The following is a 15,881-nucleotide window of genomic DNA, read 5'->3' on the forward strand; positions in this document are numbered from 1 at the left end:
GTGGCGAAGCTGACTGCGTTGCTTTCCGGGCTACTGTTCGGTGTCGGCCTGATGATCTCGGGTATGGCCAATCCGGCGAAAGTGCTCGGCTTTCTCGATCTCGCCGGAAAGTGGGACCCGTCGCTCGCTTTTGTCATGGGCGGCGCGTTGGCCGTCGGCGTGGTCGCGTTCTGGCTGGCCAGACGCCGTACTAAATCGCTGCTCGGCCTGCCCATGCAAATCCCCGCGAGTTCCGCCGTGAGCCCGAGGCTGATTGTGGGCAGCGCGCTGTTCGGCATCGGCTGGGGGCTGGCCGGGTTTTGTCCGGGCCCTGCTCTCGTCGCATTGGGCGCGGGTTGTCCAAAAGCCTGGGTGTTTGTCGCCGCGATGTTGGGCGGCATGGCGGCGTTCGAACTCGTCGAGCGCGCGAAGCCGCGCCGCCAGCACGCATGACGGTAATGTCTACAGCGGCGTGGAACGCACCGCATTGCCATAGGTGCTGACGATTCGCGCGTCCTGTTCCGCGGCGGAAAAAAGCTCCCACTCGAGACCGTTGACATCGACGCTGCTCGAATACGCCGCAGCGCTATCGTCTTCGAATCCGACATGGCGCAACTGGCCCGCCTGCGCCGGTGTTTCGTTAATCGAAAAGTTGAGCAGATCCGTGCGCCACATCGCGTACTTGCCCGGCACGATGGCGGACGGCGGTTGTCCGAGGCGCCGGCTGTAGTCGGCAATGGATTCGTCGAGATTCGCAACAGCCAGTGCAATGTGAAAGCGCTTCATGATTGGCTCAGGGCGGTGGTGGAGGGTTGATGGTCGAGGACGGGTGGTCGGGTAGTCGGGTAGTGCGATCGACCATGACAGGCTCCAATCGTAAGCACTGTCCACTCGCGCAACCAGCCAGGCGTTTATGCTGGTATGGGTGTTACCCGGTTACTGGGTTGCCCGGGCCGGTCGTGCATCTGCCGCATCGGCCTTGTGCGCGAACGCCTGCACGATCGCGCTGCCCAGTTCATCGGCGATGCGGGGCGAGGGGCCGCCCACAGCGAACATCGTGAACTCGACATCCGGAAGCGCAGGCAGACCTTCATCGGGCGGCATCACGCGCAAGCCGTTCACAAGTTGCGTATGGACCATCGGCGTGACCGCGAAGCCGGCTTGCGCCGCAGCCCGCAAACCGGCGACGCTCGAGCCCACGAGCGCGATCCGGTAGTCCACGCCGCCACGCGCGAGGGCGGCGAGCGCGGCTTCGCGATACGGGCACGGTTCGGGGAACAGCGCGAGCGGTACGGGCACGCCCCGCGCAAGCGACGACCATTCCGCACCCACCCACACCGGAGGCTCGCGCCACAGCACCTGCCCGGCACGACCACCGTCGCAGCGGCCGCCGATCACCACGTCGAGCTCACCCTGGTCCATTGCGACCAGCAGATCGGCGGGAATGCCTACGCGCACACTGAAAGCGATGCGCGGATAGCGCACGGCAAACGCCTGCATCACGTTCATCAGCCGCACATTGGAAAGGTCTTCGGACAGGCCGACGCGAACCTCGCCGTGGCTGGGCTCGCGCGACAGTTGCGCCTGCGCATCCTGATTGAGCGCAAGAATCGCGCGCGCGTAGCCAAGCAGCAACTCGCCGTCCGCAGTGAGCGCGACCGAGCGCGTGGTGCGCGCCAGCAGTTCGCGGCCGATCTGGTTTTCCAGGCGCCGCACGTGCGCGCTCACCGCGGATTGCGTCAGATTCAGACGCGCGGCGGCATGCGTGAAGCCGCCTTCCTTCACGACCGCCACAAACGAGCGCAACAGGACGGTATCGAACACGGCATGCTCTCCTCGGGTGGACCGATTCAGTGCGATTGCGACTGAATCGGTCCACTATACTTCGTTTAAATTTCTCTTTGAAATATGTTGTGATTGCTGCACCCCAACCCGTGTGGAGCAATCTCATGCCGACCCTGCTGCATGTCGAATCGTCACCGCGTAAGACGCGGTCCGCGTCCCTCGAAGTGGCGCACGTTTATCTGGACACCTATTGGGAAGTGCATCCCGATCCTCGCATCGACGTACTGGATTTGTGGTCGACCGAATTGCCGGAATTCGACGGCGACACGCTCGAGGCCAAGTACGCCGACCTGAGCGGCGCGGCCCTTACCGAAGGACAGCAGCAGGCGTGGTCCCGGATCCGCCAGCTCGCGCAGCGCTTGCACGACGCCGACACGCTGCTGTTTTCCGTGCCGCTGTGGAATTTCTCGATTCCGTACAAGCTCAAGCATTTCATCGACGTCGTATCGCAGCGAAACGTGCTCTTCTCGTTCGACGAGCGAGGGCTCACCGGCCTGCTGCGCGGCAAGAACGCCGTGGTGATCTACGCGCGCGGTCTCGATTATTCAATCGACTCGATCACACCCGCGCATTCGTTCGATTATCAGCGGCCGTTCATGGAGGCGTGGCTGCGCTCGGTCGGCGTGACGGATGTCGAATCGATCATCGTCGAGAAGACGCTGCTGGGAGCGGAGGTCGATCGCGCGGCGCGCCAGGCTGCGTGCGAGCAGGCCGTGGCTCTCGCAAGGTCGAGCGCTGTTTGTGCTGCGAAGTAAGTCACGCCGTGCAAGGGCTGGAGCGTCGCCGCGGCTGGTGACGCTTGTCTGCTTTGGAGCGGTTTGCTGTGCATGGTTTGTTCGCTGTCAGTTTACGTAACAAATGTTACGTTATATCATTCGATCGCTTTGAGCAGGACGAGTCGCCCGCTGTTGCGCCGCACGTCCCATCGCTCAATGTCGGCCCGGAATAGTCTGCCTACGAAATGCAACGTTATAACGTTGCGTTAATGGCGGTCCCGGTGTGCAAGCGAATCCCAAAATGACCGTGAACAAAAACTCTCGACGCATTCGACGCACAAGCATGCGTGCGCTTCGGCTGTCGCCGCTTTCTCTCGCGCTGGTCGCCGCATTGGCCCATGCGCAGTCCTCTAACCCGGCTCCGGCGCAGAATGCGGCCCAGACGCCAGCAGGCTCTCTTGCTCCGGTGTTCGTCACCGCGAATCCGTTGGGCGATAGCGACCTGATCGCTCCCGCGACCGCGTTGTACGGCGACGCGCTCACGCGCCGTCAGACCAACTCGCTCGGCGAGACGCTAAACGGTCTGCCCGGCGTGTCGACCACGACTTATGGTCCGATGGTGGGGCGGCCCATCATTCGCGGCATGGACGGCGACCGCATCCGCCTGCTGCAAAACGGCGTGGCTGCGTGGGACGCGTCGTCGTTGTCTTACGATCACGCAGTTCCGCAAGAGTCGCTCACTGTGGAGCGCGTCGAGATCGTGCGCGGACCGGCCGCGCTGCTGTACGGCGGCAATGCAATCGGCGGCGTGGTGAACACGATCGACAACCGGATTCCGCGCGAGCCGATCAAGGGGCTGACCGGCGGCGTCGATGCGAGCTATGGCGGCGCGAACGACGCGCGCGCCGGCGCGGCGCAGGTGGAAGGCGGCAACGGGCAGTTCGCCTTTCACGTCGACGCATTCGACCGCGAAACGAGCAAGGAGCGCATTCCCGGCTTTGCGCATTCGGACCGCCAGCGCGCGCTCGACGGTCCCAACGCGGACGAGGCCTACGGCAGCCTGCCGAACAGCGACGGCCGCTGGCATGGCGGTGCGCTCGGCGGCGCCTACACATGGGCCGACGGTTATGCGGGCCTGTCGTACAACGGCTACGAAGCGAACTACGGCTCGGTCGCCGAGGACGACGTGCGGCTGCGCATGCACCAGGACCACGTAGCGTTTGCATCGGAAGTGCGCAACCTGCGCGGACCGTTTTCGCAACTCAAATTCGACTTCGGCTATACGGACTACGAGCACAAGGAAATCGACAACGGCGAGACCAGCACGACGTTCCGCAATCATGGATACGAGGCACGCATCGAGGCGCGCCATCGCAAGATGGGTCCGTTCGAGGGCGCGCTCGGTGTTCAGCTCAGCCAGAACACTTTCTCCGCTTTGGGCGATGAGACACTCGTGCCGACCACGCAAACCACGAACGTCGCGCTGTTCGGCCTCGAAGAGTGGAACGTGACGGATGCGTTCAAGCTGAGCGCAGGCCTTCGCTACGAGCACGTCAAACAGCAGCCGACGGCGGCCGGCAACGACAAGTTCGCGAGCGCGCGCGACCGCGACTTCAACGCGGTGAGCGCATCGCTCGGTGCGCTCTACAAGTTGACGCCGCTGTGGTCCGTGGCGGGCAACGTCGGTTACACGGAACGTGCGCCCGCGCTGTACGAGTTGTATGCCAACGGTCCTCACGACGCGACCGGCCAGTTCCTGGTCGGCGATCCGGATGCGCAGAAAGAAAAGGCCGTGTCGACCGATCTGTCGCTGCGGTTCGCGAGCGGCCCCAACAAGGGCAGTGTCGGCGTGTTTTACAGCCGCTTCAAAAATTATCTGACCGAGTTCAACACAGGGCGGCTCGTGGACGACTCCGATCAGGTCGTCGCGCCCGGTACTGACGATGCGTTGAACGAAGCCGTGTATCGCGGCGTGCGTGCGGAGTTCTACGGTGTCGAACTGGACGGCAAGTGGCGCGTTTTTCAGAAAGGCCCGCACCAGGTGGACGTGGAGTTCACTGGCGACTACACGCATGCGCGCAACATGGACAACGACCAGCCGCTGCCGCGCATTTCGCCGCTGCGCGCCACAGTGGCTCTCGACTACGGCTATGGTCCATTCGGTGCGCGCGCCGAACTGCAACACGCGTGGGGTCAGCACCGCGTACCCGAGAACGATCTGCCGACGGCCAGTTATACCAGGCTCGGCTTGCTTCTCACCTACAAGTTCCGCGTTGGCGCGACCAACTGGCTAGCCTATCTACGCGGCGATAACCTGACCAACCAGGACATCCGCTATGCGAGTTCGGTGGTGCGGGACATCGCACCCGAAGGTGGCCGAAGCGTGATGGTGGGCTTGCGCACGCGGTTCTGACACGCAGCCATAGTCGCATCTGTCATGACACGAAGGCGGAGCCTCGGCGGCCGCCTCGCACAGCCCGCAACAGGCACGCTCCACAGCTCCCGGACGACGACCATACAAATCGACGCGTTAGCGGCACAAGAACAGTTTGTTTATGCCGTCGGCCTTTTTTTGTCGGCGCTTTTTGCAGACCATGCCGACATACGATGCTGCTAACGAGACTTGGGAAATTCTCCCGCCGCGTACGGAACGTTGCCTAGATCACTAAACATCTGCGGAGCCAATTGACGTGAACGACGATACGATTAACCGCGGCATCAGCCGCCGCGACATGATGCGCATGCTGGCGGGGACCGGCATGATGGTCGCCGGTGGAGGGCTGCTCACGGCCGGGCCGGGCGCGCTCGCCGCCGAGGCGCCCAGAATGGGCGGCAGCATCCGGGTCGCGTGCGACGCGAGTTCGGTATCGGATACGCTCGATCCCGCAGCCGGTTCGACGGGCGGCGACTATATCCGCTTCTTCATGTTTTACAGCGGCCTCACGCAACTCGACGAGAGCCTCACGCCGCGCATGAACATCGCCGAATCGGTGTCCAGCACGGATGCAAAAACGTGGGTCATCAAGCTGCGCCGCGGCGTGACCTTTCACGACGGTAAGCCGCTTGTGCCGGCGGACGTGGTCTATTCGCTGATGCGTCACAAGAATCCGCAAACCGCCTCGCGCGTGAAGACGCTTGCCGATCAGTTCGCGAGTGTGACGGCAAGCGGGCCGAACGAAGTGACGCTTACGCTGCAAGTGCCGAACGCCGATCTGCCGGTGATTCTCGCCACGCCGCAACTGGTCATTGTCAAGGACGGCACGACCAACTTCAACTCCGCAATCGGTACGGGGCCGTACAAGCTGAAGAGTTTCAGGCCGGGCGCGGGTACTGTCGGCGTGCGCAACGACAACTACTGGAAGCCGGGGCAGCCGTACCTCGACCAGATCGAGCTCATCGGCATCAGCGACAACGCCGCGCGGGTGAGCGCACTGCTCGCGGGGGATGTGCATCTGATCAACTCCGTCGATCCGCGTGCCACACGGCGCATCGCCGCGACGCCGGGTTACGAGGTCAAGGAAACGAAGTCGGGCCTGTACACGGACCTGATCATGCGCCGTGACAATACGCTGACGGGCAACCCCGATTTCGTGAAGGGTATGAAGTACCTGTTCGACCGCGAACAGATCCGTTCGGCGGTATTCCTCGGCTACGCGGTGATCGGCAACGATCAGCCGATTCCGCCAGGGCATCGGTATTTCAATGCTTCGCTGCCGCAGCGCAAGTTCGACCTCGACAAGGCGAAGTTCTACCTGCAGAAGGCAGGCGCGGTCGGCACTGCCGCATTGCCGCCGATCTACGCGACCACCGACGCGAACGGCTCCATCGACATGGCACAGTTGATCCAGCAGACGGCCTCGAAGATCGGTGTGAATCTGACCGTCAATCGCGTGCCGGCCGACGGCTATTGGTCGAATCACTGGATGAAGCATCCGCTCGGCTTTGGCAACATCAATCCGCGCCCGAGCGCTGATGTACTGTTCACGCAGTTTTTCAAATCCGACGCGCCATGGAACGAGTCCGCGTGGAAGGACCCGAAGTTCGATCAGTTGCTCGTCAACGCGCGCGCCGAGACCGACGACGCGAAGCGCAAGCAGATGTACGCCGACATGCAGGCGCTGGTTGCAGACGAGAGCGGCATCGGCATACCCGCGTTCATCAGTCTTCTGGATGCCAACGACAAGCGCCTGAAAGGCCTCGGCTCGATTCCCACCGGCGGGATGATGGGCTTTTCGTTTGCCGAGTACGCATGGTGGTCCGCCTGACATAAGCGTTTTATCGTGTCGGGCGTTCCGCTGACCGGCTCTTCGCGAAGACCTCGCGGGGTGGCCGGTCTTCGTGTTGGTGGCATTCAACCGCAAAGACAATGAAGCTAGATTCGTACTGGCTGGACACGGCTCCCGAATTCAGGGACGGTGCGCAAGGGCCTGTTGAAGGGCACAGCGATGTGGTGGTGATCGGGGGCGGCTTTACCGGCCTGTCGGCCGCGCTGGAACTCGCCAGCCGCCGGGTGTCGGTCACACTGCTCGAGGCCGGCCGGATTGCCGGCGAGGCATCGGGAAGAAACGGCGGGCAGTGCAATACCGGCGTCGCGCAAGACTTCGCAGCGCTTGCTGCAAGCGTGGGACTCGAGCAGGCTCGGGGGTTTTATCGCGCGTATGAGAGCGCGGTGCAGACGGTCGAATCGATCGTGACGCAGCACCGGATCGACTGCGATTTCGTGCGTTGCGGCAAGCTCAAACTCGCGGCAAAGCCGAAGCACTTCGACAAGTTTGCGCGGACCTATGAAGTACTGCATCGCGAAGTCGATCAGGATATCGAACTGATCGAGCCGGCCCGCACGCGCAGCGAAGTGGGCTCCAATGCGTTTCACGGCGGCCTGTTGCAGCGTAACGGGGCGCAGATGCATATGGGCAAGTTCGGCGTGGGCCTCGCGCAAAGCGCGGTGCGTCACGGCGCGCGCATCTTCGAGAACGCCGCCGTGACGCGGATGAAGCGCATGGACGGCGGCCGCTACGAGATCACATCGGCGCGCGGTGTGATTCGGGCCGACAAGGTGCTGGTGGCAACCGGACCATCGCGGCAAGGGCCGCTGCAGTGGTTTCAGCAACGAATGGCACCTGTCGGCAGTTTCATCGTGGTCACGGAGCCGCTTTCGCCAGCCCGGCTCGACGCGCTTTTTCCGCATCGTCGCAACTATGTGACGTCGTTGAATATCGGCAACTACTTTCGCGTGACGCCGGACAACCGGCTGCTTTGGGGCGGGCGAGCACGATTCGCGATGTCCGATCCGCGCTCGGATGCAAAAAGCGGCCAGGTGCTGCAGGCCAACCTCGCCAGGTACTTTCCGGAGCTGGGCGCCACGCGAATCGACTATTGCTGGGGCGGTCTTGTCGACATGACGGTGGACCGCCTTCCGCGCGCCGGACAGCATGACGGGCTCTACTATTCCATGGGTTACAGCGGACATGGCGTGCAGATGTCCACCCATATGGGACGTGTAATGGCAGACGTCATGGAGGGGCGCGCCGAGGCCAATCCGTGGCGTGCGCTGCCCTGGCCGCCCGTGCCCGCGCATGCCGCGCGCCGCTGGATGCTGCCGCTCGTCGGCGCCTACTATCGCATGCAGGACATTCTCCACTGACGCGACGCGGCGCATTGGCGAGCCGGTCGGGCAAGCTGCCTTTACAATTGCCCACTTCAGTCCGACAAACGTGACCTGCGCGATGAGATACCACCTTGCATTGACCCTTGCCGCAGCCGTCGCGGCGAGTGCCGCCGCTAACGCTCAAACATCCCCTAACGGCGATACCGGCGCACTGCAATGCGCGATCGGAAAAGTGACCGGCGTGGGTGGGTCCGAACAGAGCGTGCGGGAATACCTGGCAACGCCCCCGCGCGACCAGTATCGTTACCTGGCCGACAATCCGATCCAGTGCCGGATTTCCGACGAGGGGCGTGCGTCCGCATGTACCGGCATCACGACGCTGCGGCGCGAACAGGTGAGCGTGTACGATCAGATCGACAGTTCGCTGACTGCCGTGGTGGCGCGCGTCGAGCTCGACCACGGCACGTATCCTGTGCTGATCGCGGTGCCGAGAAAGGACGTGCAGTGCCAGGAGTGATTCGTGCCTGGGTCTTGGCTGGGTCTTGCCGGGGTTTCGCCTGCGTTTGGTCTGACACTCGCCTGACTTTCGCCTGACTTTCGCCTGAGTCGTTCGGGCCTGCTGGTCTGGCCGCTGGTTCGGACTGTGCCGGTTCGATTCCCGACCCTTTCGCACACGGAACACACAGATGCGAGTTCGATCCCGAATCAGCGTGCTCGAAAGCATTCCGCGCAGCGTCTGGGTGCTAGGGTGCGTGAGTCTGCTGATGGACGTCTCCTCGGAGATCATCCATAGTCTTCTGCCGATGTTCCTGATGGTGAGCCTGGGCGCGAGCGCCGCGACCATCGGCCTGATAGAAGGCATTGCCGAAGCAACGGCGCCCATCGTAAAGGTGTTCTCCGGCGCGCTCAGCGATTATCTCGGCAACCGGAAGTGGCTCGCGGTGACAGGCTATGCATTGGGCGCGTTGAGCAAGCCACTGTTCGCGATTGCGCCGACGGTCGGCGTCGTCGTGGCCGCGCGCGTGATCGACCGCGTCGGCAAGGGAATTCGCGGCGCGCCGCGCGATGCGCTGGTGGCGGACGTAACGCCGGTTCACCTGCGAGGCGCCGCGTTCGGGTTGCGGCAGTCGCTCGATACCATCGGCGCGGTGTTAGGGCCGCTGTGCGCGGTTCTCATCATGTCGGCGTGGGCGGACAACTTCCGGCTGGCATTCTGGCTCGCCGTCATACCAGGCGTGCTGGCCGTCGCGCTGTTGAGCATCGGCATTCACGAGCCGGCGCGCGCGCCCGGCGCGAAGCGCGTCAATCCGATCCGCTTGGAGAACCTGAAGAAGCTCGGCGCGAACTACTGGTGGGTTGTCGCCATTGGCGGCGTGTTTGCACTCGCGCGCTTCAGCGAAGCATTCCTCGTGTTGCGGGCGATGGGCAGCGGCGTGCCCCTGGCATGGGTTCCGCTTGTGATGGTGGCGATGAATATCGTGTATTCGCTGTCGGCCTATCCGTTCGGCAAGCTCGCCGACACGATGAGTCATACGAGGCTGCTGATTGCGGGCCTTGTCGTGCTGATCGCCGCGGACCTCGTGCTCGCACATGGCAATCACTGGGGCAGCGTGCTGCTCGGCGTCGCGTTGTGGGGCTTGCATATGGGCATGACCCAAGGGCTGCTCGCCACCATGGTTTCGCACACCGCGCCGGCGCAGCTTCGCGGCACCGCGTTTGGCTTTTTCAACTTGCTGAGCGGGATCGTTACTCTGTTTTCGAGCGTGATTGCCGGTGAGTTGTGGGACCGGCTGGGCGCTGCCACCGCGTTTCATGCCGGCGCGGTGTTCTGCATCGCCACCATCGTGCTGCTGGTGGCCGGCAAGGCGCGTGACACGCGCGTGGCGCCACGCTGACATGGCACCGCGAGCCTGGGCCGCGTTATTCGGTGAGCTCGGCGAGTTCAGCGACGAGTCGCGACAGGCGGGCAATGCGCTGGTGATACATGGGCGCCTGCGGCGAGGTTTTGAGGTTTTCGACCCGCTCGCGCCAATAGGTTGGCGGAAAAGGCTTTTGCGACACTGATGAGATCACGCGCTCCAGGTGAACGAGCTCGTTCTCCAGTATGTGGTGATGCATGATTGAACCCCCGTGAGTAGCCAGTCTGGCCTGCCCGCGGCGTCGCTGACAATCTGACGCCGCGTAGAACTGGTCCTGCAGCTTGTTCATGTGCGCTCACTACAAAGGACGAGCCGCCATTGCCGCCCCCCGAGGGCATGCAACGGCGGCCAGACCAACCCCGCAGCGGATCGTCTGGTACATAGCCAAAGGATTTTCCGCTATTCAGTGCGTTGCATCGCAAGCCGCTTCTCTGTGGAAGCGTTCTCTTGCAACGTTTCAGCACTGTCACTGCTATAGCACAGCCCTCTCTAAGTCTTATGCCGACGACGCGCTGTCGGCTGTATGGTCGGTGCTCCACACTTGTTCGTATAACTAATCGACTCCTCGCGATCATGAATGGCGAGCGTTCGATAAGCGGCGTCGACCGGTCCAGACGCCGAAGCTCGAACACAGTGCGGCACACGATTCCTGTTTGGTCTCCCGGCTCCCGGTGTTTCGGACAAATTCCGTCACAGCGGTCGGACTCAACGCTGCGAGCGGTCGTAAGAGCAAGGGCCGTGCCATATGTTGAGATGGCGTCTGCGCGAGCGAAAAGGGTTGTCGGGTTATGCGCTGGTGGTCAATCTCGTCCAGGTTGGGTGCTAAAAGTGGACGTTTTCGTCCATGCGGCGATGCGGCGCGCGTAGAGGGGCGCTTTCGTCCGAATGGGACGAGACAGGCGAACGCGTTGGGAGAGGAAGCAGCAGGACACGAACGGTCCCGAGGCTGAGAGTCCGGCGCGGCGAGCGGGCGCCGGGCCGGACGAACCGGAATAACCGGGAAAGACGGGGGGGAACCGGGAGGAACCGGGGGGAACCGGGAGGGACCGGGCCGCCCCGGAAGTACCCGGAACGGCCCGACCGGAACACCTACGACTGCAGGCTGACCTTGCTGTACGTCAGCCGGCTCGGGCGCACCTGCATGCGCACGAGTGACACGAGAAAGCTGAAGCCGGCCTGGTTCGGATCGATCACCGGAACATAGCTGCCCATCTCGTCGCTGAGCATTCGGGAGACACGGCTAGCGACGTCCACGAAACCCGTACAGCCGAGCAGAATGGATTGCGCGCCGTCTTCCCTGATCGCCTTCAGCGCGGCGTCGAACGTGCGGATGATCACGACGTCCATGTCGTCGAGCTGCGCGACCGGGCAATTGATTGCGCGAATCGACGCGAACGTGTCCTGAATGCCGTACGTCTGCGGATGGCCGCGCTGCATGGCGAGCGTGCTCGGCAGGATCGTGACGATCGAGAAACGCTGGCTGAGCGCGAGCGCCGTGAACGCCGAAGCCGGAAAACCGCCGATGATCGGAATGTCGATCACTTCGCGCGCGGCTTCAACGCCGCACATATCGAAGTCGGTTAGCCAGATGCCGTCGAAGCCGTCGTTGGCAATGGCCTGGGCGAGCTCGACCACCGGCATGCCGTTTTGCAGCCAGTTCGTGCGGTTCTCGATGTCGGGGTGTCCCGTGGCGATGTTGCGGATCTCCACCTGCACGTCCGGCGGCACGACGGGCGCAATGGCTTTCAGGATGCGTTCGTTGTACTGCGACGTGGCGACAGGCACGAGCACGCAGACGCGAATCGGCGAGTTCAAGATGCGTCTCCCTTGTGGGCGGATTGTCGTGACTGCAGCGACTGCAGCGACTCGAGCGGCACATAGGGGCCGAGATAGTTGAGCGAGTTGAGCAGTTGCATGAAGCTGTCCAGAATCAGGCCGGGCTTGCGCAGTTGCGCGTCAGCGCGCCAGGCAATAAGCGTCACCGGGCGCTTGCCGACTGCGGGGTTCAGCGAGCCGTCGGAGTTCACGAGGTCGCCATTGCTGAAGACAGACTGGCCTTCGCCGCCGACGTAATAAGCAACGCTGTCGGGCGCGAGCACGATCGGCTGTGGACACGTGCTGTCCCATACAAGCAGCGACTCGTTCTGGTACATCACCGTGTAGCTATGCTGCTGCGCCTCGATCCGGATCTTGCCGACGTCGAAGCCGCCGCTCGTATCCACTTCCGCCGACACCAGTTCGCCTGGCTCCGACACCACTCGCGCCGCTAGCCCGCAACGCTCGACCAGATAGTCCGCCATCTGCCGGGCGCTGCCGATGGCGCCTGCCTGCAACGCGCGGCCGAGGTCGAGCGCGCGCGTGAGCGTGCCGCGAATCGGCGTCGCGCGGCCAATATCGGCCGGTTGCATGACCCACATTGCGAGTCCGCCGAACTGGCCGAACTCGGGGTCGGCGACGACCGGGCGCATCATCTGTTCGACAATCGCCGACACGTCGCGCTGATGAGTCGGGGCGCCAAAGTTGCCGGTGCGCGGCGTCACGTCCAGTTCGACGCACAAACCGCCCTGGCTCACGAGAAACGCGGGCCGCGGGTCGATTTCGGCGGCGGCGAACGTGAGCATCGGCAACGAGGGCACGGCGCGGCCGGCGCCGTCGGCGTCAATCACCGCGAGGCCGAGCTTGGCCGCGACCAGCGCTGCCACCGTGAAGCCGAGCGCGCCGCTTTCCGGCGGCATCACATAGGCGAGCTTCTTCGATTGCGAGGCGAGCCGCGCCTGCACGTTCTGCACGGCTGTCACGGGACCGAGCGGATAGGTCGCCGAATTGATCGCTTCGGGCGCGCCGAGATACGCGACCATGACGGCCGCGCCTTCGGTGGCTTCTTCGACGGAGACCACTTTTACCGTATCGGTCGGGTAGTAGTCGCCGGCCACGAAATGTGCGGCGAGATGCCGGGCGGACTCAATCGTGCCGCCCCCGCCGCTGCCGAAAAAGGCCGCGCCCAGTAACAGCGGTTCCAGATCTTCCGGGCGTAGGTCAAATGCCATTTACGATTCCTTGAGTGTAGTTGTCGAAAGAAGTCTGTTGCTGGAGTTCAGTCAGCAGTTTTGCCGTGCCTGCCACGCGCGGCGTTGCATCCACCGGCAGCGAACGCAAGCCGCGCTCGAGTGTCTCGATCGCTTCCGAGACGCGGCCCGTGGAGCGCAAGAGGTCCCCGAGATAACGCGCGGCATCCACGCGCGCGGGCACGGAGCCGAACGCGAGCGCGGTCGACAGGGCCGTGCGCAAGCCCAGTTCCGCCGCGTTCACGTCGCCGAGCGCCCACTGCGCGCGTGCCCGCGTGACGAGCAGCTTGCCCAGGTAGACGCGTTCCTGGCGGGCCAGTGTTTCGTCGATGGCGGTGGCCAGCATTGCTTCGCATTCCCTGGCGCGTCCGGCACGCAGCAGCAGTTCCCCGTGATGCCACGTCTTGAACGAATAGAACAGCGCGCCGCCATTGCACACGACATGGTTATCGTAGCCGTCGAGCATGACAGTTTCGGCTTCGTCGGTTTGACCCAGCGCGCTGAGATGACAGGCCCGCAACACCTGGCCTACGCCGCGATAGAACGCAAAGCCATATGCAATGGACACCGATTCCAGTTCGCTTGCGAGGCGGCCGAGCCGGTCGAAGTCATCGAAGAGCGCGGCGAGCCACGCCGCGCCTTGCAGATTGACGACGTGAGCGAGCGCGTGCACGCCTGGTTCCGACGCGCGAAGAATCAGCATCTCCATCGCGCGGCGCGCCTGGGCGAAGGCGCCGATCTGATACGCGGCGAGTCCTTCGAAAGTGAGTGCGAGACTCGCGAGGTCGATGCCTTGCGAGCCGGTGCGAATGTCGTTGACTCCCACGCCGAGCAGATTGCCGCGCGCGAGACAGGCAAGCGCTTCCTCGCTGTCGCCAAGCCAGAACAGCGTGTTAGTCATCGCCACGTGAGCTTCGTCGAGCGATACCCGATCGCCGCCGTTCTGCGCGCGCTCCAGCATATTCTGCGCGGTCGCGCGTGCCTGCTTCAGTTGCAGCGTAGTCAATTGCGTGGTCCAGATGCCGAACTGGATCGCAGCAATTTCCGCGGGGGCACAAACGCCTTCGCCGATGGCGAGCGCTGCGGCATAGCACGCGGTGGCCTCCGCATACAGCCAGCCGTGCACGCTGCGCAAGCTCATGCCGAGCAGGCGATAGGCGTCGAACTGCAGGCGGCGCACGGCTTCCTGTTCGTTCGGCGTTTGTAGCACGTCCAGACAGCGACGCAGCGGCGGAATGGCTTCGGCGAAATTCGATTCCTCGATCAACGCCCGCGCATGTTCGAGGCACTTGCGCGCCTCCCGATGATGTTCCTCACGCGACTTCAGGCGCCGTTCGATGGTCTTGCGGCCCACGCCGAGCAGCGCGGCCGCTGCGCTTTTGTTGCCGCTCGTGCGCTCCAGCGCGCGGTCGATCAGCAGATCTTCGGCGGCGCTTAGCTTGTCGCGGCCTTCCAGTTGCAACAGCATGTCCGCCAGGCTCGCGCGTGATACCGGTCCGCTTGCCTCGTTAGCGAGGAACGGCTCGAGCGTATCCACGTCGATGTGTGCACTTTCTGAAAGCACGCTCAACTGGCTGACGAGATTGCGCAATTGCCTGATGTGCCCCGGCCATGGATGTTGCGCAAGACGCCGCAGCGCCGCCGGTGAAAACTCGAGGCGGCGCGCGTGCTGTGACGCGAAGTGGTTGACGAGCGCGGGAATGTCTTCGACGCGCTGTTCGAGTCCAGGCACCGCGAGCACGAATACCGCGAGGCGATAGAACAGGTCCTCGCGAAAAAGTCCCTCGCGGGCGAGCTCGCGCAGGTCGCGGTGCGTCGCGGCCACGACTCGTCCGGCAAAGTGCAGGCTGGTCGACGAGCCGAGCGGGCGAAACGTGCGCGTCTCCAATACGCGCAGCAGCTTGGGTTGCAGCGCGAGCGGCAACTCGCCGATTTCATCGAGCAGCAGCGTGCCCTTGCCGACCTGCTGAAAAAGGCCCTGACGATTTTCGGCGGCGCCGGTGAACGCGCCTTTGACGTGCCCGAATAGTTCAGCTTCGACGAGATGCTCGGGAATCGCGCCGCAATTGACATCGACGAAAGGTTGATCCTGGCGCTGACTGTGCGCGTGTACGCGGCGCGCCACCAGTTCTTTGCCTGAGCCGGTCGGCCCGAAAATCAGCAGTGGATGATCGGTGGGCGCGACGCGATCGATCATCCGGACCAGTTGCCGAAACGCCGGGGCGCCGCCCACGAAGGAGCCGGATTCGGTCTTCTCCTGGGCGAACGGAACGACAGGGGTATAACTCATTTAGCGAGTACGCTCCACATGATCCGCGTGCGGCGCAACGCGGAAGTGGCCGTCTGGCGACGGCGGTCATGCATCGATCAGGTGTCTGGCGGAACTTCCTAGTCTGCTGTAGGAATGTTCCGCCCTAAGAGAGACAGAGTATGACGGCTTGCTGCAGATGTTGTCTTTGGAAATTAATCCTTGCGCCGCTTGCGTGGCGCGTGTCATTGGCCAGGCGCGCGCGGCCGCACAAGCCCGCCGCAACCCGCTTGCTATGCATTACGGATATAACGGCGGCGTCTGCGTGATTCTTTAGCGGTGTGGCGGGGGAGCGGGCTGAGATCAGGTAGCAGCCGCGGTGAATTGAGGGAGCGAGGAAGCAGCGGCAGCGACAGGATGGAGGATGCAGCGAAGGAGCCGTGCCGATCCGCCAAAAGAAGAAGCGCGCAACAGCTCAGGCGGCCGCACGCGGCGGCCGCC

Annotated in this window: 13 protein-coding genes; 7 read left to right on the plus strand and 6 right to left on the minus strand. The window is 63.6% G+C overall.

Annotated features, from left to right (window positions below):
* On the plus strand, positions 1-432 hold the full coding sequence (locus tag F757_RS0122875; RefSeq protein WP_027213422.1) for a YeeE/YedE family protein: 432 nt from the start codon (positions 1-3) through the stop codon (positions 430-432).
* A 9-nt stretch (positions 433-441) separates the two neighbouring features.
* Here F757_RS0122875 and F757_RS0122880 read toward each other — a convergent pair whose 3' ends face one another.
* The gene (locus tag F757_RS0122880; RefSeq protein ID WP_027213423.1) at positions 442-765 is read right to left on the minus strand and encodes a hypothetical protein; all 324 of its coding nucleotides are present in this window, start codon (positions 763-765) and stop codon (positions 442-444) included.
* 150 nt (positions 766-915) lie between these two features.
* The gene (locus F757_RS0122885; RefSeq protein ID WP_027213424.1) at positions 916-1,803 is read right to left on the minus strand and encodes a LysR substrate-binding domain-containing protein; all 888 of its coding nucleotides are present in this window, start codon (positions 1,801-1,803) and stop codon (positions 916-918) included.
* A gap of 125 nt (positions 1,804-1,928) precedes the next feature.
* Between F757_RS0122885 and F757_RS0122890 the strand changes: the two genes are divergently transcribed.
* The 6 genes from F757_RS0122890 to F757_RS0122915 all read left to right on the plus strand — a co-directional run bounded on the left by F757_RS0122890 (position 1,929) and on the right by F757_RS0122915 (position 10,043).
* Positions 1,929-2,579 carry an FMN-dependent NADH-azoreductase gene (locus F757_RS0122890; RefSeq protein WP_027213425.1) on the plus strand — a complete coding sequence of 217 codons (651 nt, stop codon included), beginning with the start codon at positions 1,929-1,931 and terminating at the stop codon, positions 2,577-2,579.
* A gap of 304 nt (positions 2,580-2,883) precedes the next feature.
* Entirely contained in the window at positions 2,884-4,953 is a 2,070-nt protein-coding gene (locus F757_RS0122895; protein WP_051376845.1) for a TonB-dependent receptor, read from the plus strand.
* 277 nt (positions 4,954-5,230) lie between these two features.
* The gene (locus F757_RS0122900) at positions 5,231-6,805 is read left to right on the plus strand and encodes an ABC transporter substrate-binding protein (protein WP_027213427.1); all 1,575 of its coding nucleotides are present in this window, start codon (positions 5,231-5,233) and stop codon (positions 6,803-6,805) included.
* 101 nt (positions 6,806-6,906) lie between these two features.
* Positions 6,907-8,184, plus strand: coding sequence for an NAD(P)/FAD-dependent oxidoreductase (locus F757_RS0122905; RefSeq protein WP_027213428.1), 1,278 nt, complete (start codon positions 6,907-6,909; stop codon positions 8,182-8,184).
* Between the two features lie 82 nt (positions 8,185-8,266).
* On the plus strand, positions 8,267-8,665 hold the full coding sequence (locus F757_RS0122910; RefSeq protein ID WP_027213429.1) for a hypothetical protein: 399 nt from the start codon (positions 8,267-8,269) through the stop codon (positions 8,663-8,665).
* A 169-nt stretch (positions 8,666-8,834) separates the two neighbouring features.
* Positions 8,835-10,043, plus strand: coding sequence for an MFS transporter (locus F757_RS0122915; RefSeq protein ID WP_027213430.1), 1,209 nt, complete (start codon positions 8,835-8,837; stop codon positions 10,041-10,043).
* Positions 10,044-10,068: 25 nt separating this feature from the next.
* Here F757_RS0122915 and F757_RS0122920 read toward each other — a convergent pair whose 3' ends face one another.
* From F757_RS0122920 to F757_RS0122935, 4 genes are all read right to left on the minus strand, one after another.
* Positions 10,069-10,356, minus strand: a complete 288-nt coding sequence (locus F757_RS0122920; protein WP_232221446.1) for a hypothetical protein — start codon at positions 10,354-10,356, stop codon at positions 10,069-10,071.
* 800 nt (positions 10,357-11,156) lie between these two features.
* Positions 11,157-11,882, minus strand: coding sequence for an aspartate/glutamate racemase family protein (locus tag F757_RS0122925; protein WP_027213432.1), 726 nt, complete (start codon positions 11,880-11,882; stop codon positions 11,157-11,159).
* Positions 11,879-13,114, minus strand: coding sequence for a DUF917 domain-containing protein (locus F757_RS0122930; protein ID WP_027213433.1), 1,236 nt, complete (start codon positions 13,112-13,114; stop codon positions 11,879-11,881). The genes F757_RS0122925 and F757_RS0122930 overlap by 4 nt, the downstream gene beginning before the upstream one ends.
* Positions 13,104-15,422 carry a sigma-54-dependent transcriptional regulator gene (locus tag F757_RS0122935; protein ID WP_027213434.1) on the minus strand — a complete coding sequence of 773 codons (2,319 nt, stop codon included), beginning with the start codon at positions 15,420-15,422 and terminating at the stop codon, positions 13,104-13,106. Before F757_RS0122935 ends, F757_RS0122930 begins: the two co-directional genes overlap by 11 nt.
* Positions 15,423-15,881 lie beyond the last annotated feature (459 nt).

The organism is Burkholderia sp. WSM2232, assembly GCF_000472545.1.
Taxonomy (GTDB): domain Bacteria; phylum Pseudomonadota; class Gammaproteobacteria; order Burkholderiales; family Burkholderiaceae; genus Paraburkholderia.

What these genes read in the sequence shown, in the direction of transcription:
- F757_RS0122880 (WP_027213423.1), bottom strand. Translation starts at nt 765, where the DNA reads ATGAAGCGCTTTCACATTGCACTGGCTGTTGCGAATCTCGACGAATCC.
- F757_RS0122890 (WP_027213425.1), top strand. Translation starts at nt 1,929, where the DNA reads ATGCCGACCCTGCTGCATGTCGAATCGTCACCGCGTAAGACGCGGTCC.
- F757_RS0122895 (WP_051376845.1), top strand. Translation starts at nt 2,884, where the DNA reads ATGCGTGCGCTTCGGCTGTCGCCGCTTTCTCTCGCGCTGGTCGCCGCA.
- F757_RS0122905 (WP_027213428.1), top strand. Translation starts at nt 6,907, where the DNA reads ATGAAGCTAGATTCGTACTGGCTGGACACGGCTCCCGAATTCAGGGAC.
- F757_RS0122910 (WP_027213429.1), top strand. Translation starts at nt 8,267, where the DNA reads ATGAGATACCACCTTGCATTGACCCTTGCCGCAGCCGTCGCGGCGAGT.
- F757_RS0122915 (WP_027213430.1), top strand. Translation starts at nt 8,835, where the DNA reads ATGCGAGTTCGATCCCGAATCAGCGTGCTCGAAAGCATTCCGCGCAGC.
- F757_RS0122920 (WP_232221446.1), bottom strand. Translation starts at nt 10,356, where the DNA reads ATGAACAAGCTGCAGGACCAGTTCTACGCGGCGTCAGATTGTCAGCGA.
- F757_RS0122930 (WP_027213433.1), bottom strand. Translation starts at nt 13,114, where the DNA reads ATGGCATTTGACCTACGCCCGGAAGATCTGGAACCGCTGTTACTGGGC.
- F757_RS0122935 (WP_027213434.1), bottom strand. Translation starts at nt 15,422, where the DNA reads ATGAGTTATACCCCTGTCGTTCCGTTCGCCCAGGAGAAGACCGAATCC.